The 20,893-nt window shown below is 39.6% G+C and carries 21 protein-coding genes and 1 pseudogene; 8 read left to right on the plus strand and 14 right to left on the minus strand.

All coding sequences use genetic code 11. The features are described from left to right. Positions 1–151: 151 nt before the first annotated feature. Complete coding sequence (gene cmoA, locus LU276_RS07830) at positions 152–937, minus strand: carboxy-S-adenosyl-L-methionine synthase CmoA (RefSeq protein ID WP_284674619.1); 786 nt, start codon at positions 935–937, stop codon at positions 152–154. A 78-nt stretch (positions 938–1,015) separates the two neighbouring features. On the opposite strand from cmoA, the gene msrA reads away from it, so the two are divergent. Next, entirely contained in the window at positions 1,016–1,534 is a 519-nt protein-coding gene (gene msrA / locus LU276_RS07835; protein ID WP_284673295.1) for a peptide-methionine (S)-S-oxide reductase MsrA, read from the plus strand. Positions 1,535–1,640: 106 nt separating this feature from the next. Here msrA and smc read toward each other — a convergent pair whose 3' ends face one another. From smc to LU276_RS07855, 4 genes are all read right to left on the minus strand, one after another. Beyond that, positions 1,641–5,210 carry a chromosome segregation protein SMC gene (gene smc, locus LU276_RS07840; RefSeq protein ID WP_284673296.1) on the minus strand — a complete coding sequence of 1,190 codons (3,570 nt, stop codon included), beginning with the start codon at positions 5,208–5,210 and terminating at the stop codon, positions 1,641–1,643. Between the two features lie 285 nt (positions 5,211–5,495). Beyond that, on the minus strand, positions 5,496–5,756 hold the full coding sequence (locus tag LU276_RS07845; RefSeq protein ID WP_284673297.1) for a hypothetical protein: 261 nt from the start codon (positions 5,754–5,756) through the stop codon (positions 5,496–5,498). A gap of 398 nt (positions 5,757–6,154) precedes the next feature. Continuing rightward, positions 6,155–6,277, minus strand: coding sequence for a hypothetical protein (locus tag LU276_RS07850; RefSeq protein ID WP_284673298.1), 123 nt, complete (start codon positions 6,275–6,277; stop codon positions 6,155–6,157). A gap of 70 nt (positions 6,278–6,347) precedes the next feature. Further along, positions 6,348–7,154 (minus strand): sulfite exporter TauE/SafE family protein, encoded by an 807-nt coding sequence (locus tag LU276_RS07855; RefSeq protein WP_284673299.1) that lies wholly within the window; start codon positions 7,152–7,154, stop codon positions 6,348–6,350. A gap of 69 nt (positions 7,155–7,223) precedes the next feature. Between LU276_RS07855 and LU276_RS07860 the strand changes: the two genes are divergently transcribed. Further along, on the plus strand, positions 7,224–8,066 hold the full coding sequence (locus LU276_RS07860) for a biotin--[acetyl-CoA-carboxylase] ligase (protein WP_284673300.1): 843 nt from the start codon (positions 7,224–7,226) through the stop codon (positions 8,064–8,066). A 72-nt stretch (positions 8,067–8,138) separates the two neighbouring features. Continuing rightward, positions 8,139–8,855, plus strand: coding sequence for a type III pantothenate kinase (locus tag LU276_RS07865; protein ID WP_284673301.1), 717 nt, complete (start codon positions 8,139–8,141; stop codon positions 8,853–8,855). Between the two features lie 6 nt (positions 8,856–8,861). On the opposite strand, the pseudogene LU276_RS07870 reads toward LU276_RS07865, so the two are convergent. From LU276_RS07870 to LU276_RS07910, 9 genes and pseudogenes are all read right to left on the minus strand, one after another. Then, positions 8,862–9,086 (minus strand): annotated as a pseudogene (locus LU276_RS07870) (MAPEG family protein); the annotation flags it as partial. Between the two features lie 93 nt (positions 9,087–9,179). After that, a complete protein-coding gene (tcuA, locus tag LU276_RS07875; RefSeq protein WP_284673302.1) occupies positions 9,180–10,652 on the minus strand; it encodes an FAD-dependent tricarballylate dehydrogenase TcuA in 1,473 nt (490 codons plus the stop codon). After that, positions 10,630–11,823, minus strand: a complete 1,194-nt coding sequence (locus LU276_RS07880; RefSeq protein ID WP_284673303.1) for an MFS transporter — start codon at positions 11,821–11,823, stop codon at positions 10,630–10,632. The genes tcuA and LU276_RS07880 overlap by 23 nt, the downstream gene beginning before the upstream one ends. A gap of 22 nt (positions 11,824–11,845) precedes the next feature. Then, positions 11,846–12,757 carry a YcaO-like family protein gene (locus tag LU276_RS07885; protein WP_284673304.1) on the minus strand — a complete coding sequence of 304 codons (912 nt, stop codon included), beginning with the start codon at positions 12,755–12,757 and terminating at the stop codon, positions 11,846–11,848. A 56-nt stretch (positions 12,758–12,813) separates the two neighbouring features. Further along, positions 12,814–13,812 carry an aKG-HExxH-type peptide beta-hydroxylase gene (locus LU276_RS07890; protein ID WP_284673305.1) on the minus strand — a complete coding sequence of 333 codons (999 nt, stop codon included), beginning with the start codon at positions 13,810–13,812 and terminating at the stop codon, positions 12,814–12,816. A gap of 136 nt (positions 13,813–13,948) precedes the next feature. After that, a complete protein-coding gene (locus LU276_RS07895; RefSeq protein ID WP_284673306.1) occupies positions 13,949–14,080 on the minus strand; it encodes a hypothetical protein in 132 nt (43 codons plus the stop codon). A gap of 398 nt (positions 14,081–14,478) precedes the next feature. Further along, positions 14,479–14,712 carry a transposase gene (locus tag LU276_RS07900; RefSeq protein WP_335342679.1) on the minus strand — a complete coding sequence of 78 codons (234 nt, stop codon included), beginning with the start codon at positions 14,710–14,712 and terminating at the stop codon, positions 14,479–14,481. 710 nt (positions 14,713–15,422) lie between these two features. Beyond that, positions 15,423–15,854 (minus strand): MAPEG family protein, encoded by a 432-nt coding sequence (locus LU276_RS07905; protein WP_373628290.1) that lies wholly within the window; start codon positions 15,852–15,854, stop codon positions 15,423–15,425. Between the two features lie 16 nt (positions 15,855–15,870). Then, complete coding sequence (locus LU276_RS07910) at positions 15,871–16,284, minus strand: OsmC family protein (protein ID WP_284674621.1); 414 nt, start codon at positions 16,282–16,284, stop codon at positions 15,871–15,873. A gap of 353 nt (positions 16,285–16,637) precedes the next feature. Between LU276_RS07910 and LU276_RS07915 the strand changes: the two genes are divergently transcribed. The 5 genes from LU276_RS07915 (at position 16,638) to LU276_RS07935 (ending at position 20,875) form a co-directional block, all read left to right on the plus strand. Beyond that, positions 16,638–17,150: an RNA pyrophosphohydrolase gene (locus tag LU276_RS07915; protein ID WP_284673308.1), complete on the plus strand. Its 513-nt coding sequence runs from the start codon at positions 16,638–16,640 to the stop codon at positions 17,148–17,150. A 252-nt stretch (positions 17,151–17,402) separates the two neighbouring features. Next, the gene (lgt, locus tag LU276_RS07920) at positions 17,403–18,281 is read left to right on the plus strand and encodes a prolipoprotein diacylglyceryl transferase (RefSeq protein WP_284673309.1); all 879 of its coding nucleotides are present in this window, start codon (positions 17,403–17,405) and stop codon (positions 18,279–18,281) included. A 12-nt stretch (positions 18,282–18,293) separates the two neighbouring features. Then, on the plus strand, positions 18,294–19,136 hold the full coding sequence (locus tag LU276_RS07925; protein WP_284673310.1) for a thymidylate synthase: 843 nt from the start codon (positions 18,294–18,296) through the stop codon (positions 19,134–19,136). A 1-nt stretch (position 19,137) separates the two neighbouring features. Further along, on the plus strand, positions 19,138–19,680 hold the full coding sequence (locus tag LU276_RS07930; protein ID WP_284673311.1) for a dihydrofolate reductase: 543 nt from the start codon (positions 19,138–19,140) through the stop codon (positions 19,678–19,680). Positions 19,681–19,828: 148 nt separating this feature from the next. Further along, positions 19,829–20,875: an FAD:protein FMN transferase gene (locus LU276_RS07935; RefSeq protein WP_284673312.1), complete on the plus strand. Its 1,047-nt coding sequence runs from the start codon at positions 19,829–19,831 to the stop codon at positions 20,873–20,875. Positions 20,876–20,893 lie beyond the last annotated feature (18 nt).

Here is a 20,893-nt window from a genome sequence, read left to right on the forward strand (position 1 = left end):
CAAGTAAATTAGTGATTTTGATACAACAGCTTATCCGCCAATGCCGACAACAGAACTTCGCTCCAGATTTGCCAACTGACTGTTCTTTATGATTGGCATGGATATTTTTTCAGCTCTTTTAGCTCAATTTAGGTATCTAAAACCTTTTAGGTCATTTAAACGCCACAATAGATAAAAAATTTAAAAACTTAAACCAAGTCAGCACCCTATCAAAACCTGCCGCCATCAGCCTGTCATGATGTACGCTCTCGGTGTCGGTGATGAGTACATTTTCTAGGGCGTTGCGTTTTGTGCTAATTTCTAATTCACTATATCCATTGGCACGCTTAAAATCATAATAGCGTTCCACCAACCAAGCATCGTCCTGCTCGTCCATGGCGTGTGTTTTTTCGGTTAAGATTAAAATACCCCCATCTGTCAATGCGTCATGGCATTTTTTGAGCAGTGCCAATCTATGTTCTGGTGGCAAAAATTGCAAGGTTAAATTCAGCACAATCATATCGCACGGCTCCAAATCAAGCGTGCAAACATCCGACAAGATAAACTCAATATCATGCTTTGGATAATACTCATCAAACACGCTCTTGGCACGCTCTATCATTGGGCGAGAAATATCCACCGCATGAATCTTGATTTCATTTGGGACGAACTTATCAGCCAAAGCAAATGACACCGCCCCAAGCGATGTGCCCAAATCATAGATTCTGCTAATGCGATTGCCTTGCTCATTCACCTGCCCATAGGACAGATGCCGTCTGGCAAAAACTGGCAACATGGAGAGTACCTGCCCATAGCCCGGTACGCTACGGCGAATCATGTCAGGAAAACACGCCACCACTTCTTCATCAAAGCTAAAACGAGCAAACTTATCAAGCGGAGTAACAAATAGGCTGTCATGCCCATCGTGATGAACAGATGGATTGACTGGGTCATTCATGTTTGGATTTGTCATGAAAATTATGCTATGCTTAAGGTTGTGCGTATTTTATCATTTTTAGAACAATAAGGAAAACTTATGCAACACATCATTTTAGGCGGTGGCTGTTTTTGGTGTACCGAAAGTGTATTTTTATCCCTAGCAGGGGTTATTTCAGTAACCTCTGGCTATGCTGGTGGTCAAGCTGACAACGCCAATTATGAAGCAGTCTGCACGGGCAATACAGGTCATGTGGAAGTGATTGATGTGGTGTTTGATGAAAATATCATTGGGTTAGACACACTGCTGGATGTATTTTTCGCCACGCACGACCCAACAACACTCAACCGTCAAGGCAATGATGTCGGCACACAGTACGCTTCGGTGATTTTTTATACCGATGATAACCAAGTTACTACCATTAACAACAAAATCGACACCCTAAAAGCAGATGGAGTGGCTGTCGTTACCCAAGTCAAAGTCGCACCAACCTTTTATCCAGCCGAAAGTTATCATCAAAATTTCTATGCCAATAATCCAACGCAAGGTTACTGCAACTTCGCCATTCCGCCAAAACTTGCCAAGCTAAAAACAAGGTTTGCTAAATATTTAAAGTAATAAACTCACTTTAATATTTGGTCTCATGCAAAATACTTATGCCGTTTAAAGTTTTTATGCTTCTTACAACATTAGATATACGCCCAAGACTTCATGAAAGGCATCATCAATTCTCAATATACTGCTGTGCTTCTTCTAAGTTGACCGTAACCAGACTTGAGATGCCAGCTGTCGGCATGGTGATGCCTTTTAACTCATCGGCAATTTGCATGGCAAGTTTATTATGACTAATAAAAATAAACTGTACGCTATCAGCCAACTCGCCAATCAAGCTAGTAAAGCGTGCCACATTAGCGTCATCAAGCGGTGCATCTACTTCATCAAGCACGCAAAATGGTGCTGGGTGTTGTTTAAAAATCGCAAAAATAAGACTTAAGGCGGTCAATGTCTTCTCCCCACCTGATAACACAGCCAAGCGTGAGTTCTTTTTGCCTTTTGGCTGTGCCATCAGAACAAGTCCCGCTCGCCATTTATCAGACTTGGATAAAGACTCATCATCAATGAGTGTTAAGCTCGCCTGCCCACCACCAAAAACCTTACTAAATAAAGCATTTAGACCATCATTAACAGCATCTAAGGCGGTTAAAAATAGCGATTTGGTCTTCTCATCAATAGCAGCGATGGCATCTTTGAGCTTTTCCATGCTCTTGGTGATGTCATTGATTTGACTGTCCATCGGCGAGACACGCCCTTCTAGCTCTTTTAATTCTTCAGCTGCTGCCAAGTTCACCGCACCTAGCTTGGCGATGTCCGCCCTAATCCCATCAATGCGTGCGGAGTTGTCTTTAAATTTAGGCGATTTAACACGAAAATCCGCCACTGTTGCAGGCAGGTTAAACTTCTCATCAAGACGCACCATCTCATCACCCAAATCAGCAAGGCGACTCTCGCCCACTGCCGTATCCGCTGTGATTTGAGCTGCTTGTGCCTGAGCTTTTGCAAAATCAGCATGAGCTTGGGTTAAATTCTCTTGTAATTTAACCTGCATGAGCTGTAAGGCTTTGGCGGCTGCTTCATGTTCTTCACTGGTGATTTTTAGCATGGCGGTGTGAGTCTTTGCATCCTTAAAGGCAGTCTCTAGCATCGGCAGTTTGGCAGTTAGTTTCTCTTGAGTATCTTTGGCAGCTTGTATGTCAATTTGTGCCTGCTCGGCATTTTTTTTGGCCATATCAAGCAACCTTTGGGTGTGTGCTTTGGTTTGGTTAAGCGTAGTATTTTTTAGCTGTATCGCTTGATGCTCCTCTGTCATCGCTTTGACCTCAAGAGTGAGCAAATCCATGCTTTGGGTCATCGCTACCATCTTGCTCTTAACAGTCTCATGGCGTGGTAGATGTTTGGCAAGTTTGTCATCAATATGCACAAGCTCCTGCTCTAATACCTTTAGCTCACTACCAATCTCGTCTTTTTCTTCATCAAGTACAGATTTATTTTTAACAAAATTTTCTCGCTTGATGGCATCAGTCTGAATTTTGGTCTGCAAGGCAGCCTGTCTTTGCTGTTTTTGTTGGATACTTGCCAATAAAGCATTCATCTGAGCTAGCCTTTCATCATAAGACACTTTAGCACTCTCAAACTGTGTGCTGTATAGCTTTAGCTGTTTTTGGCTTTCGCTCATCTTGCTTTCAAGCTCATCAAGTGTTATCTCAAGCTCGCTCAAGCGTCTGCTATGCTCTGCCTTTTGGGTCAGTATCGATGACTGCACCCCAAAACTACTGGTATGCACCACCCCAAAAGAACTGATCAGCCAGCCCGATTTGGTCAAAATCAACTTGCCATCAGCAACTTCACCTGACAGCTTTTGTAAATCAAAAGACTCATCATCTAGTAAGTAGCAATTATCAAACAATTTTAAACGGGGGGCATCAAACAACTGTCCAAATGCCAATAACTTACCAATACTCACCCCATAAGTACCACCTGTCTTAAAAATGGCACGACTGGCGTTTTTGTCTTTTTCATCAGGTGCTGATAAGATTGCCTTGATTGCCAGCTCATCAGATACTTTGGCGGTCAACCAAAAGCCCAAAAAGACATCCAACACACCGGCAAACCGCTCACCTTGACTACTCAGACGCACCAACTCTTTTAGCTGTGGCAGATGCACAAAATCGCTTTGGGTGCTATCTTCTGTATGATTTTGGGATAAAGAAGCAGGCTTGGCGTGTAGTAGCTTATGCAAGATGTCATATTCACTTGATAAGGCAGTATGCTGTTTTTCAAGTGCGGTATATGCCTGCTGATGGGTCTGCACACTCTTGGCAAGCTCATCAAGTTTATCTTTGTCGTCTTGCTCTGCTAAGGATTCTTGGCGTAGTGCCAACTGGGATAGCTCTTCAGTTAAGCGTGCCAACTCTTGAGTATCGTTGATGTCTTGCTCGGCAATGCCTTGCGAGCTTAGGATAAGCTCATTATGTTTTTTGATCCATTTTTCACGGTTGGCAAGTACTCGGTTTTTTTGAGATTCGGCGAGTTTCTTGGCATTTTCTAGCGTGTTTTTTTGAGTTTGTAGAGCATCTAGTTCATCACGAACGCTCTGCCAGCCGACTTGGTTGGTTTGTAGTTCGTGTTGCTTGGCGTTTAACTTTTGGCTCAGCGTATTTAAACTTGGCTCAATCTGGCTTAACTCTTGGTTAATTTTATCAAGCTCAGCAGTTGCGTGCGCGATGTTGTCATGAGCTTCTGCCTTTATGGCATTTAGGCGAAGTATCTTTTCTTCAGACTGGGATAGCTCCTGATTGACCGTATAGAAGTTGTGCTGTGCGGTCTGCTCTGCCATCTGGGCATTATGATATTTATCACGGGCATCGTCTTTTAGCCATTGCCCTTCTGCAACCTTATCGGATAAGCGTTCTAGCTCCACTTTGGCTTTATTGGTGGCACTTTCAAGTCTAGCCAGCTCTTCTTGACTGCTTTGTTTCTGTTGTTTTGTTTGTTCATGATATTGCCACGCCTCAAAAATACGCTTTAATAGATCTTCTTTGTTCATCTTATTAAGCTCATCTGTCAGCTCTTGGTATTTCTTGGCAGACTCGGCTTGGCGTAATAAAGTGCGTTGTTGTTTTTTTAGTTCACCTTGCAAGTCAGAGAGTCGCTCTAGATTGTCCTGTGCTTCGTCAAGTTTTTTTTGGGTTTCATCACGGCGTGCTTGATAACGAGACACACCTGCCGCTTCTTCGATGAACTCACGCAGCTGCATGGGGCTAGACTCCACGATCCGCCCTATCATGCCCTGCTCAATGACAGCATAGCTTCTTGCCCCAAGTCCTGTCCCCAAAAATACATCAACCACATCACGGCGACGAACTCTTTGCCCATTGATGAAATAATCCGATTTGCCATCTTTAGTAACTTGACGGCGAAGCGTCAGCTCATGGTAGAGATTTAGGGCATGGCGAATGCCGGTGCTTTCATCTTGGGTATGCTCAAAGGTCAGCTCCACACTCGCCAAGCTCTTGCCCATTCGCCCCTCCACGCCTGCAAAGATGACATCGCTCATCGCCCCACCACGCAGCTGCTTGGCGGAAGTTTCGCCTAGCACCCAACGAATGGCATCAATCACATTTGACTTACCACAGCCGTTTGGACCGACGATGGCGGTGATGTCGTGTTTAAAGGTAAAAGTCGTGGGATTGGCAAAAGATTTAAAGCCAGCAAGTTTTAGGGATTTTAGACGCATGATTGATGATAAAATCTTAGAATAAAAAGTGAGTATTATAGCAAAGTTTACCAAGGTTTTAACCAAGTTTCTATTGAGTAATTTGGCAAATGACCCAAGCATCTAATAAACAGACAAGGCTAATGAATATATTTATCTATAATCTTGCGACTAGGTTACATTGAAAATTAGCATCAATGCAAGATCATTTAGATTACATTGATACTTTAATAGCATTGGTTTTTATAACATGATTATAGTATTTGTTTTGACATTATCAAGGATTTTGTAAGAAAACACAAAACACTAAATCAAACTAAAATTTTGTAGTTTTTTTACATCATTTAACTTTAATGAATCAATCAAAATTTCCACCAAATATAATTGATGCCTAGCATAGTCACTGTCTTTTTTGCGAATATCTTCATCGCTTACCAAATGAAATAGCTGGTAATAAATGCCTGAAATCTCAGACGGACAACCCTTCCAGATATCTAATAATAGCCGTACTTCAAGACGACCATCTAAATAAGCATGCAAACTATCGATTAAATAAGTGTATAACATGTGTATTATCTAAAAGCGTCTCCAAGGTCTATGAAATATTGGGGCGATGAACCATCTGGCTTCCAAACATCGGCAAAACCCATTGTTTGCATTAAAGATCGTCCATCTAACAAGTGGTGTTAAAATAATGGTAAGCATCAAAGAATGTTTGATAATAAAATTACCAACAAAATTCGTCATCTGAATTTGTAAAAACATAGGTTTTTTAAAATATTCTTTAACCAAAAAAGAATTGATTAAAAGCACTAATCATGCTGAGAATAAAAAACTAGCAACTGAAGCATCATCACAAGGGCGGTAACAAAATAAAATTAAAATAATTAAAAAAACATGAAATTTAGTTAAATGCTTAACCAAATTTCTAAATTTTTCTAGAACTTTATTTCCCAACGAAATCATCACCAACCTTTACGATTGCTAATACCATTGATTGTACCGCCAGTGAATGCAAGTTTAGATGCACCATATATGGCTTTTGCACCACGCACAGGTACAAAAGCAACCAATAAAGAACTTACCAAAACCTTCCATAGTACACTTTGTATACACACAAAGACCCTGCCATCTTGCAGGGTCTTTTAATTTTAAAGATTAGACCACACTACCATACAACAGCTGACAACCCACCACAATCAATAGGCACGCAAAGGCTTTTTTTAGTGTAGCAGCTGGCATCTTGTGGGCGATTTTTGCCCCAAGTTTGGCAGTGATAAAGCTTGCCACACTAATGGCGACAAAGGCAGGCAAATGCACAAAACCCAGCAAGCCTACCACCGGCTCACTCATACTTGCCACATGACTGCTACCAAACCACATAAAGCCCAAAGCCCCAGCGATGGCAATCGGCAGACCGCACGCCGCACTGGTGCCAACCGCCTGTTTCATGGGTAGGCCAGCATGGGTAAGATATGGCACATTTAAGCTACCACCACCGATACCAAAAATCGCTGACGCCATGCCAATCACACCACCTGCGATACTTTGGCTAAATGGCTTGGGTAGTGGTTTGATGTTCTCGCCTGCTTTTTTCATGAACATCTGTATGGACATGATGATGGCAAATACACCAATCAGCCCTTGTAAATACTGCCCGTGAATGAGCGTCGCCACCCACGCCCCAAACAAAGAACCTACCACCAAGCCATAAGTTAAATTTTTAAAGACTTCCCAACGCACACCGCCTTTTTTGTTGTGAGCGGTTAATGAACTGACGGATGTAATGATGATGGTCGCCAATGCCGTCCCTACAGACACATGAGGAATAATCTCGACAGGAAAACCATACGCTCCCAAAATCCACACAAGAGCAGGTACAATAATCAGACCCCCACCCACACCGAACAGTCCTGCACACACCCCTGCAAATGCCCCTGCAATCACAAACCATAGATACATCATTTTTACAAATCCTAAACAAAATTTATGGTATTATACCCCATTTTTATCATTTTAAAAAAATTAAAAACCATGCCATTTCTAGCACCCACTTGCCACCGCCATTTTGATGAGATTGGCAGTACCAACACCGCCTTAATCCATGCCATTGAAAGCGGTCATCTTGCCCACACCATCTCCCATTTATACACAGCAGATTATCAAACGGCGGGGCGTGGACAACATGGGCGAACTTGGGTGAGCGGTGAGAACAATGTGTTCTTAAGCCTATATATCCCCATGGGGAAAGGGGTGTTTGAACTAAATACACTCTCTGGGCTGTTGTCTGTGGCAGTCGGTTTTGAGCTTGCTAAGTTACCCATCATTCAAACCGTGAACGAACACCGCCGAACAAAGCAGTTGCCCACTCTTGGCGTAAAGTGGGCAAATGATGTGGGTTTTTATGATGATGAATTAGGCTTATTTAAAAAACTGGCAGGCATTTTAATTGAGCCTGTTTTTAAAAAAATAGAAAAAAACACCTTAACTGGCGTGGTCATTGGCATCGGACTTAATGTTAATAACTCCCCTAAAATAAAAGACGGTCTTTATCAAGCGACCTGCCTACAAGAATTATTTGCTGATTTAGACATTTTTGCCCAAGAGTTATACATTCCCATAGCCAATGCCATATTTGAAGCGATAAAGACTTGCAACCACTGCAAAGAACCAAGTCATCTACAGCACTTTATTGATCAATTTAACCAAAACCATCTTTTGAGCGATAAACTGATTCATGTTTTTATACAAAACAACATGGGCGATATCCACGCCAAAGGCAAGTGTATCGGCATTGGCAATCAAGGCGAATTATTATTAAATGACAATGGTAAGATAAAACAGATCTTTGCAGGCATGGCAAAGATTGTAAATTAAGCTATTGCTTTTGGGTGCAGACCGCTCAACCTGATATGTTAATTTCAACCCTATTGGTATTTAAGGACAAGCATGAAAAAACTCTGGCTGGATTTGGGTAATACTCGCCTAAAATATTGGATGGTAGATCACGGCACGATTATCGCCCATGACGCAAAAGAGCATTTAAAAGCCCCTAATGAATTATTGCTTGGACTGCTTGGTACGCTAGCACGGTTTGAGCCACAATTTATTGGCATATCCAGCGTGCTTGGGGACAAGATTAATTCTGCCATCAAAAAGACAGTACAAGGTTTTGGCGTGCCTTTTGAATTTGCTAAGGTTAATGCCAATCATACGCTTTTAACAAGCCATTACAGCCCCAATGAGCTTGGTGTGGACAGATGGCTACAAATGCTCGGCGTGGTGGATAGCACCAAAAAACAATGCGTGGTCGGTTGTGGCACGGCATTGACGATTGACTTGATAGAGCATGGTGTGCATTTGGGAGGCTATATCCTGCCCAATGTCTATATGCAACGCCACGCCCTATATGCTGGTACTCAGCAGATAGGGGTTAAGGCTGGACGATTTGATAGTATAGAGCTTGGCAGGACAACCTTTGATGCGGTCAATCATGGTGTGCTGTTTGGCATTATTGGATCAGTGCGTGCAGTACAGGCAGATTATCCTGATTTTGACATTACCTTAACAGGCGGTGGTGCTGACATGATAAATGCCCAGTTTAACCACAAACTTGGCATAAAAAAAGAGTTATTGTTAGAGGGTTTGAAACGATATTTTAATTAACCCCCACTACGACAAAATCATGGCAAAATAAAACAAAGCCAAACAGCAGATGATACTCAAAAACCATAAGGCGGAACGCACCATCGGTGCATCAAAGGCATATGCCATGCCATAGCCAATGCGTAAAAATACATACAGCCACGCCAAAACATTAATGACATTTTGTGGTACAAAGCAGTACATCGCCACAATAACCGCTGCCAAGAAAATAGGCAGGCTCTCAAAACTGTTGGTTTGGGCGGCACATAAAAATTAAAGCTTAATCAAACAAACCACCAAAAACAATGCAGTTCCAATAGGAGTAAATATCGTTTTAATTAAACCTTAGGCATTCTCTCCTGCTATCCTTCCAAACACCGCACCAAGCATCAATCCAGTACCACCAGCATAATTTCCATAATGAACACCACCCATGATTTCACCGCAAGCAAACATATTATCAATACATTCACCATTTGTTCTGTATACTCTTGCATCAGGCCTCACTTTCAAACCCCCATAAGTAAATGTCACACCTGCTTTCACTGGTGCAATGTAGTAAGGCGGAGTATCAATTTTTTGGGCCCAGTTAGATTTAGGGACGCCAAAACAATCCACAGATTTATTACCATCCAAGTAACTAAAATCACAAATGACATTGTCGACACAATTGCGATTATAGCTTTCTATCGTATCATGCAGATTGCGATGATTTATACCAAACTTTTCACACATAACTCGCAATGAATTTGAACTAAATAAATTCTCATCAGAAAAATACGATTGGGATAAAAACCCAACGGTTTTTCTATCAAATATCTGAAAAGCCATATTATTAATCTGCTTATTAATCATACGCCCAACTTTTGCATATAAAAAATTTGGCATATTCTCACCCTCATCAAAAAAACGCTTACCATCATGATTAATTGTTATTCCTAGATTAAACTGATACCTCGATTGGTTTTGACTTTTAATATTTTCTCCTGGCAATAAATAATCAGGAAGATATGAGCTTTGAGGTGTCGCATGGCAGCCAACTTCCGAATAATCCCCATAAAGTTGAATATTGTTTTTGATTGCAGGGAAAAACCAATCTCCAGTATTAAAAGGAACACCCCTGATGCCAACATTTTCCCAGGATTCTCCTAAAAATTTTTGCCTAAAATATGGATTAGCTTCATAACCTCCCAGTGCCAATATCAATGAATTGGCAGGCAAGTGGAATAATTCTCCATTATCCTTAGTTAGGATCAGCTCTTTGACACAATTATCAACCATTACAAAGTCATAAAGAGAGGTGCAATACATTATATCCACACCCAAACTCTCAGCAATATTAAAATTTCTTTCTTGTAAAGATTTGCCCGAACCTTTAATCTTAAGAGGTATGTTTCTTTTAAATATATTACCAAAATCTTTATATGTCCATTTATGCCCTAAGTTTGCCATCCATAAAATAGTTTCAAAAGATTTATCAACAAGTGTTTCTTGAAGATCCAAATCTCCTTGATTATCGGAAGTGGATCTTAGGTCATGAAGAAAATCATCCTTCGTGTACGGCATGTAGCTTTCTCTTAAAACCTCCTCTATTTTTAAATTTCTATCACCATCATCAATCAAGCTCAATAGCTCTTCGAAATTATTGTGGGGAAATCTAAAATTCATTGTTAATGAACTATTACCCCCTCTATAAATTCTTGGAGCTTTTTCAATGACCAAAACACGCTTTCCTTTCTGGGCAGCTGATATGGCTGAACAAAGACCAGCATTGCCAGCACCCACAACAACAACATCATACACTTCTTTTAATTTCATGAGACCGTCTAATAAAAACCATTAATAAAACACCAGATACAAAAGACAGCAATGCCGCAACAGTATAGGTAAGCATAATATTATATTTTCCAATCAAATATCCACCTAACATGCTTCCAATGATGCCAGAAATGGCCACCAATGTTTTTCTACTTGTTCCGATTACCCGCCATTCTGATGAAGGGGAATATTTTTGAAAACAATCCTGCCAAAACGGAATTGAAAACGCATGAATAAAGTTAAGAACAAATACAGATATTAAAAAATACCAATATCCTGAAGAGAATGCGGTCACCAAGAAAAATAAAGCATAAAAGATACGCAGATGCGGGGCAATACGGACAGGCAACTCTTTATGTCTGGATACTTTCACCATAAGCAACGAACCAAAAACCGTTGCCAACATCAGACTAAAAAAATAAAAAGAAACATAAATATCATCGACCTTATAAATATCCTTTAATACATATATAAAAGTCCCGTTATAAATAAATAAGCTGACTGCGGATATGGCATGAGCTGTACTCAAATAGAAGATATTTTTTGAGAATAAAATTTTATAAACCGCTTTTTTGATAGAATTACTTCTTTGTTTGATATCATCGATAGGAGTCAAATACATAAAAATAGCAGATAGGACAAATAAAACACCGCCAATAAAAAATACAACACGATGATTTAAAACACTTAAAATAGCACCGCCTATAAAAAACCCTAACGCTGAACCCATGCCTGCAAAAACCTTTGTTTTTCCTATGATGGTTTGTCTATTTAGACTGTGTGTTGATTCTGCTAAAAATGAAATCAAACTCTCAATATAGCCACTTGAACAAGTTGATAAAAATGTTCCAACAAAACTTATGGTATACAACGCATAAATCATGGCTGAATCATTAAAAAAATATGGTAAGCATAACAAAATACTTAAAGTAACATTAATGGCCACAATGTGCAATTTATCACTTTTAAATATATTAAAATTATTAACAAAGAAACAAGCAAGCAGACTACCTACCGCAGAGATGGTTACCTGAAGTGCTGTAGAAATGGCACTATTGGTAAGATGATAAACATATAGTGGCAATACAACCAGATAGAGGGAAGATGCCAAACTCGATAGCAGCATGCTGCCACAGATATTATTCACTGATTTATTAAATTTGCTGTCCATAGTTCTAAAGCTTTATTATTGATTAACAAAAAGGATCTGGGGTCATCTTATTATAAAAAGGATTTACTCTCACAAAGTTTTTGCTTAATGCTTGATTGATGATTGCTCTATAACAGTGATATCCACTCATCTCATTAATATGCACCACCTGAACATCATGAAAATTAAGCAAATCAAGAAGATCATATAGCGAGAACTCTTTGTCAAAAAAATCAATTAAATGATTGTGCAAATATTTCGATTGTAAGTGATTGATTCTGTTTATTGCACCAGAACCAACCAAGGTATGAATTCTATCAATAGTGCTTTTAACATTACCCTTTGGGTGTAAATTATTTTTTACAATAATATTGGCCACCAATGATAACGCCTCTATTTCCGATGCTTCAATTGCATTTTTTAAATTTGTTTTCATGGATGTTCCACAAAAGAATATGTCATTTCTCTCATGAAATACGACAGACATGCAGAATGGAATATTTAGAACACTGGTGTAATGATGAATAAAATATCCACCCCCTAAATTCCTACTACCAATTTTCAAAATACTGTCATGGTGATACCATAATAATAAAGCAACATGACGCTCTAAAACCTCTAAAATAGCATGTTTTATAGCCATATCCTTATCACTATGAAGCCCCAAACCACTAGCACTTACATCATACTTGGTTCTAATCAGCACATCCTTATAAGGGTAATTTTTTAAAAATTTCTTAGTAAAAAAACAGTGAGAAGCAAATTGTCTTTGAAGATGACTTCCGCCAAAAAATATTTCGGAAGCTAAAATTCTTTCAATAATTTCATAATATGATTTATTTTTGGCAATCTCCAAACTATAAGAGCCAGAGTGGCCATAAAAATCATCAAATCTTTCTCCATATCGAACTCTCGCAACAGAATCAACAAAATACATGTTGCTCAAAGTTGTCATCCTATATATGTTAGAAAGCATCGGTATGCCAATAAAATTGTTTCTTTGCTGACGCATTATATATATGCACATTCTTTAAGGGACTTCTTAATCAATAGTCCATTGTTAGAGAGTCTTGCCTTTGGGTGCTCTAGAGTATTTAAGCCAATTTCGAATTGTAATTTGCATAATTGTAATCTATCCCTAAATCTCTTATCATACCCATTAATAGATAAAATTGTAAATATTCGTACCATCCTAGACAAAACAAATGAGGCATGAAAAATACCTCTCATAGGTCTTAAATCATCGCGAATAGGAGCTCTAAAAATTTTTTCATCTCTAGAATTTAAAACCAACTTTTCTAAAAAGAAATGAGCCTCCAATCTAATGTGAGATGTCTCATGAACGATATGCTCAATCCAATATCCGACTTGATCATCCTCGGGCTCTGGCACTCTAAGCCAAATTGAGCCAAAAGAGATATTTGAAGTATCTCCTCTTAACACTTTACCTTCAAATATTTTAATATGAGTAACAAATTCTTTAATTTCGTCGTAAATCTCTTTATCAGCACTTTCTATCATATTCAATGCTGATTGGATATTTTCTATATGAAAGGGCATCATATTCTCTGAAACTGGGTATATTTCCGTAGTTTCGCCTCTGATGTTTTTTTGATCATAAGACTTCAACTTTTCTATATAAGAATACTCCCAACTTTCAGAACCAACTGAGCTTATATTAGGAAAAAATATTTTATCATTAAGTGCATTTTGAAGCACATCCATAATATTACTGATTGATTTTTTTATATCATAAACCACACCAGTTTTCATACTATCTATCAGTTGAAAAAAAGACATAAAGATACTTGGATGAATTTTTAAATTTGTATCAAGACTTAATAATTTATTTTTTAAGCCAGTTGTGTCATATTTTAATTTAAAAGAAATAACATCTAAATAGCTCACAAACTTTTCAACAAAATATTCATTACAAGCAATATGAATTTTTCTTGAAAAATATATATTAGGCGTAGCTGTTGATAATAAAGATAGCTCTTGTTCGGTCATTATAAAAATCTCCTCCTTGATTTAGTACTATTTTTTAAAAGAACCAACTATTTGAATTAAAATACAATGCACTATCAGATAATGCATTGTATTCAAAGGAACGCTTGCAAATTTTTATTTAATTTACAATATAGAATCAGTCTTCCTGCATTGACCAGGCTTCTTGCACCTCAAAACCTAAAGGTAAATCATCAAAAGAAACAACCATTACTTCGTCATCTAGAAGTGCAAAATCTACATTACTATCACACTCTAAATACTCTTTCATAAAAAACTCCTTGATATTAAAATCACTGTGAATATCAATTTTCTACAACCAAACCACCTGTGGTATTCAAGATCTATCAAAATTACCAAGGGTTCATAATTGATTGATAGAAAACCTTTAACAACTTGACAAAAAATACCTGTCAAGACCGAAAATCAAATATCACCTATTTGACTTCCTAGAATGAATGTTTACATAAATCATAAAAAAAAACAAGTAGAATATTAAAAAAAATGCAATTTTTTTAATAATACTTAGGATCAAAGCGGTTTTCAAGTACACTCACCGACCCCAGAAAAAAATGACATTTCAAAGCTTCTTTCATCGTCTTGAACTTAAGCAGATAACCTTTAAGCCATCTCTTAATCGTTATCTAGGTGTGTTCTGTGGGATTTGGTTCAGGCGAGTAGGGTGGCAGCGGTAAGATGATGTGTTTTTTTGGCTTGTGTGTTATCGGTTGTGCTTTGATTGATGATGTTTTGTAGATGTTTTATTCTATGAAATCTTGCGTTATCCAAGATGATGATTGATGGCTCGTGCTGATTATCAAGACAAGGCAATAGCATTTGTTCAAACCAAGTTTCAAACAAATTGCTTGTCATTGTGTTGCCATAAATGAGTGGAGCAATCAATTTTTAGCCTTGTTGTCAATTTGTCCTACAACCAAAGATATTCGTTGATAGCACTTGCCACTTATCTTATTATAAACCTTTTGATCCTTTAAACTTCTTGCGTGTGTGCGGTATAGACAAGTGTCAGTACCAGCTTCATCTATATAGACAAGCTCGCAGTCTTGGTTATTTTGCAATAACTTTGGTCTTTCTTGGCAGTCTTTGACCTTAGCAGGGTCTTACTCAAAGTAGGTGCTGGTCTTTTTCTAAGGGTGGCATTCATTCTTTTTAGTGCCTTATGGGTTGCCATATCACTACAGCCAAATACCTCACCAATTTCACGCAGGTACTTGTCAGGATTTTTTTATGCAGGCAAGAAGCCCTTTTCTATCAAACTTTCTAAGTCTATTGGGGGGGTGGGCGAGAAGCCAAACTTCCTGTTTTTTTCAGGCTGTCGCTTTCAACGAAACAATGTGCATCTTATATACCAAAAGCCTCTATAACAAGGGCATTTTTTTGGATTTGTCATAACAAGCTAAGACTTTTTGTCTGATTTCTAATGAATAAGCCGTTTTGGGAAGTAATTAGTAGATGACGGTAGAAATGTGGGATTGGTTAGTGTTTTAAGGTTTGATGGTTATAAATCAAATACCATTTTCAAGATGCAATCATACTGGCAACATGAGCCTCTGCCAAGACCATTTCATGTTGACCAGTTTTAAGTGATGTCATCAGACCACAATGATGGCAAAGGCAAACAACGCCAAGCAGCACATCAGCCCAAGCATCCACAACAACGAACGCAGCAACGACCAATCAAGGGCATACGCCGCACCATAGCCAATGCGTAAAAATACATACAGCCACGCCAAAACATTAATGACATTTTGTGGTACAAAGCAGTACATCGCCACAATAACCGCTGCCAAGAAAATAGGCAGGCTCTCAAAACTGTTGGTTTGGGCGGCATTAAAACGAGCCGCCATGCCTGTAGTCTTCGCCAAAAATTCTCGTGGATTGGCATTGTCCACAAGCCGAAATCCGCCTGTTATCTTAGCAAATACAGCAAACAAAAAAGGCAGTAAGCACGCCACTAGCATCGCTTGAATGGCGATGCTAATATTTGGCGAAAAATTAGCCACAAACATCATGATACTATTCATCGTTCACCAAGCCCACTTATGCCATCTCAATGATTTTGTAATCATGTGTGATATTCACACCGCCTTCTGACAGCATCTTTGATGCCGAGCAGTATTTATCGGCTGATAGTTCGATGGCTTTAGAAACTTGGCTTTCTTTGATATTAGTACCCACAACCACAAAGTGCAGATGAATATCGGTAAACACCGCAGGCACGGCATCAGCACGCTTGGCAGAGATTTCACAACGAATGTCGGCAACATCTTGGCGAGATTTTTGTAGAATGCTCACCACATCATAGCTGGCACAGCTACCAAGCCCCATCAAAATAAGCTCCATCGGCTTAGCACCTAGCTTCTGAGCAGAATCAATCACCACTTCATGACCTGAGCCACTGGTAGCACTAAAGTTAATCGCTTCATTTTTTAGCCAAGAGACGCTGGCAGTCATGTTTGTCATGTCACTTTTCCTACTTAAAGAGTCCAAAAGAATTCTTGATAATTAAAATGGTTTTTTGTCTAGATGGTGGTTTTTGATGGTTTTTCAAGAATCTGATGTAAAGTTTTTATCCACTTTTTTACCCGTCTTTGTGTCAATTTTCATCGCTTTATTTTTTGGTATCTCAACATCATCGCTTTTAACCTTAAAAATCTGACCAAAATGCCCCATGAAACATTTTAATGCAAAAAAATATTACACTTTTTGTGAAAAATTTGTTTTAATAATAGATAAGTATCTGCGATTGCCAAATAATTATTAGCCGTCAGCAGAATTTTAATAATCTTACACAATAGAGTTTAGTCATGATTGATTCAGACGGCTTTCGAGCCAATGTCGGTATCATCTTGGCAAATACACAAGGCCAAGTGCTTTGGGCAAAACGCATCGGACACGACAGCTGGCAGTTTCCACAAGGGGGAATCGATTATGGCGAAACCCCGCTTGATGCGATGTATCGTGAGCTGTACGAGGAGGTTGGATTATACCCACATCATGTAGAACTGCTTGCAGTTACCAAAGATTGGTTGCGTTATCGTCTGCCAAAACGCTATGTTCGCACCAATCAAGAACCTTTGTGTATCGGGCAAAAACAAAAATGGTTTTTGCTTCGCTTAGATGAAAATAACGCCAAACACATTCGCTTTGATACTTCAAAGCCTGAGTTTGACGAATGGCAATGGGTGAGTTATTGGTACCCATTAAATCAGGTGGTCTCTTTTAAGCGTGGCGTTTATCAAAGAGCTTTACTAGAGCTGATTGAGCAACTGCCCTTGACCCATGATCTTATCTTACCCAATCAAAACAACCAACCTTAAACAACAAAAAAGACCGAATACTCTCGGTCTTTTTTGTTGATAAAAATAACTACCGACAAAAACAACCAAGTTATTGACCAATAAACTGCATAACTTAAGACTGCAAGGTATCAGATGGCGATTTGGCAACAGCATCATTTTAATTTAGCAATTTGAGCAATTATTAAGTTATAATAGACTTTTCTTATTATGCTGCTGGCACAGTTTTTTAAGCATAACTTTTTTAAGTACATTTTTTTAAGTATCGTTATTATGGCAATGATTCACCCACAATTTGACCCTGTCGCCCTTGATTTAGGGTTTGTTGAGCTACATTGGTATGGTTTGATGTATCTGCTCGCCTTTTTATTCGCTTATCTACTGGCGACATATCGTGGTAAAAAGCGAGGCGATTTTACTGGCGAGATGGTCTCAGATTTGATATTTTTTGGGGCGATGGGTGTGATTTTAGGTGGCCGTATTGGTTATGTCATTTTATATAACTTTGGCGAATTTTTATCCAATCCTGCCTACTTATTCCGTGTATGGGAAGGTGGCATGAGCTTTCACGGTGGCTTTATTGGCGTGTTGATTGCCATGTATTTTTTTGGGCGTAAATACAAAAAACACCCCTTTACCGTGCTAGATTTTATCGCCCCTTGTGTGCCAACAGGTCTTTTATTTGGGCGACTTGGCAACTTCATCAATGGCGAGTTATGGGGGCGTGTGTCGCATGGGGATTGGCCACAACTGATGTATTTCCCCCAAGCGGTCGCTGCCGACCATGAACTCATCAACACCAACCCAGACTTCATGAATATTGCCACCCAACTGGGAGAATATTACCTGCTACCACGCCACCCAAGCCAGTTGTATCAAGCATTTAGTGAGGGTGTACTACTGTTTATTTTGCTTTGGTGGTTTAGTGCCAAGCCACGCCCACGCTACGCTGTGTCTGCCTTATTCTTGCTTGGTTATGGGTGCAGTCGATTTATCACCGAGTTTTTCCGACAGCCTGATGTCGGTTATGAACTGATCTTTGGTTGGATGAGTAAAGGTCAGCTATATAGTCTGCCGATGATTATCTTTGGCGTGCTACTCATGATATCAGCATACAAAAACAACAACCATGATTGGCAAAAAAACCAATAATAAGGCGATCGCATGAAACAATACCTACAATTATTACAACACATCTTAGCTACAGGCGATGACAAAGGCGACCGTACAGGCACTGGTACTCGCTCTGTTTTTGGTTATCAGATGCGGTTTGATTTGACCGAAGGGTTTCCCCTGCTCACAACCAAAAAAGTGCATATGAAATCTATTGTTCATGAACTGCTATGGTTTATCAAAGGCGACACCAATGTCAAATACTTACAAGACTTTGGTGTAACCATATGGGACGAATGGGCAACTGCTGAACAAACTGCCAAATTTGGGCGAGAAGCAGGCGATTTAGGGGCAGTTTATGGTCATCAGTGGCGTAATTTTGGGGCCACCAAAGATGCTAATGGCTCTTACCAAAAAGACGGTTTTGATCAACTAAGTTGGCTAATTAACGAAATCAAAACCAATCCCAATTCCAGACGACTGATTGTATCTGGTTGGAATCCGATAGAAGCTGGGCAAGTGGCACTACCGCCTTGTCATACTTTATTTCAATTTTTTGTGGTGAATAACAAACTTTCTTGTCAATTATACCAAAGAAGTGCCGATGTATTTTTGGGTGTTCCATTTAATATCGCAAGCTATGCCCTGCTGACGCATATGATTGCCCAAGTGTGTGAATTGCAAGTAGGCGAATTTATTTGGACTGGTGGCGATACACATTTATATCATAACCATTTTGAGCAAGCCAAATTGCAATCAACTCGCACGCCTTTACCACTTTGTCAATTACGATTAAATCCTGATATCAAGAATCTGTTTGACTTTTCGTTTGATGACATCAAGATTGAAGGTTATCAATCACATGATAGGATTAAAGCGGAAGTGGCGGTGTAACATGAACAATCTAACAACAACCAAACAGCTCCTAAAAAATAAAAATCTCTCTTTGATTCAGGTTGTCGCTTTTGATCAAAAGCAATGTATTGGCAAGGACAATCAACTTGCATGGCATATTCCAGAGGACTTAAAACATTTTAAGTCTCTGACCACAGGAGGCGTGGTCATCATGGGACGAAAGACATATGAAAGCATCAGAAAGCCCCTACCCAACCGTACCAATTGGGTCGTTACTAAAGATAAGGCGTGGACAGCTCAGGGTGTTAAAGTCGCCCATAGTTTAGAGTGTGCCTTAGAACTTGCAAGTAATGACTGTCAAGATGGCAAATTATTCATCATTGGTGGTGGTGAGATTTACCGTCAAAGCATTGATATTGCCGATGTTTTAGAAATCACTCGGGTGGATTTGGATATTGGAGGCGACGCTTTTTATCCTGCGATACCGTCTGGCTTTGAATTAACCCATCGTGAGCACGGCACAAGCAGTACTGATAATACAGCTTTCGTCTTTGAATCTTATCAAAGAATTGCTCGTGTGTGATGATAGACGCTTGCTAGTTTTAGAATGAGCAACATGACAAACAGCCAAAGCTAGGTCATACAAAAGACACTTCAACACAACTTAGATGAGCTTAAATAGTGCCAAACCACAAACAGCGAACAACTAAAAGTACAAGTTGAGACCATTCATGAATAATTTTCTTATCCCTAGTGTTGCCATATCTGCCATGCTCCTAACTGCCTGCACTCCTGCAAGCGACTATCAGAGCATTGAAGGGCAAACGATGGGCACAACCTATCACATCACCTTTAAAGGCAATGCTAAAGACGCCATAACCATTCAACAAGCGATAGATGCCCGCTTAGTTGAAGTCAATCAAAGTATGTCCACCTATATCAAGGACAGTACGATTTCTAAGTTTAACCGTCTACCAAGCAATACCCCCATGATGATTGATAAGGATTTTATGCAGGTTCTAAATGACAGCCAACAGATTTTTTTAGCAAGTGGCGGTAGTTTTGATCCAACGGTATATCCTTTGGTTGAACTGTGGGGCTTTGGCAGTCAAATGAGTATTGATCGATTGCAATCACCACCCACTGCTGATGAAATCGCTCTTGCAAATAGCAAAGTTGGGCTACAAAAAGTTATTTTGACAGGCAACGAACTGCACAAAACCCATGATGGCGTTGGACTGGATTTTTCTGCGATTGCCAAGGGATATGGCGTTGATGTCATCGCTGATGTATTAGCCAATCAATATCACATCGATGACTACATGGTAGAAATCGGTGGCGAAGTTGCCACCAAAGGGGTGAACGCCAAAGGTAAGGCGTGGACGATTGCCATCGACGCCCCCATCTTGGATAGCTCAGTACAAAATCGAGAGATATTTGCCACACTAAGTTTACCTACAGGCTTGCATATCGCTACATCTGGCGGTTATCGGAATTCGGTTGAATTTGATGGCGTTCGTTATAGCCACACCATCAATCCAGCCACCGCTCAGCCTGTTGCTGATGGTGCACCGAGCGTTACTGTCATTCACGACAGCGTCGCCTTGGCAGACGGCTGGGCAACTGCATTAACTGCCTTGTCTTATCATGACGCCCTAAAAATCGCCAGTCAAAACCAAATCAAAGCACTATTTATCATCGAAAAGACAGACGGCAAAGGATACGAGATGGTCAAATCAGATGCACTGACCGCCACTGCCATCAAAATTGGTCAATGATAATTAAGTGCGTACATC

This window comes from Moraxella haemolytica, from assembly GCF_030177935.1.
Taxonomy (GTDB): Bacteria; Pseudomonadota; Gammaproteobacteria; order Pseudomonadales; family Moraxellaceae; genus Moraxella; species Moraxella haemolytica.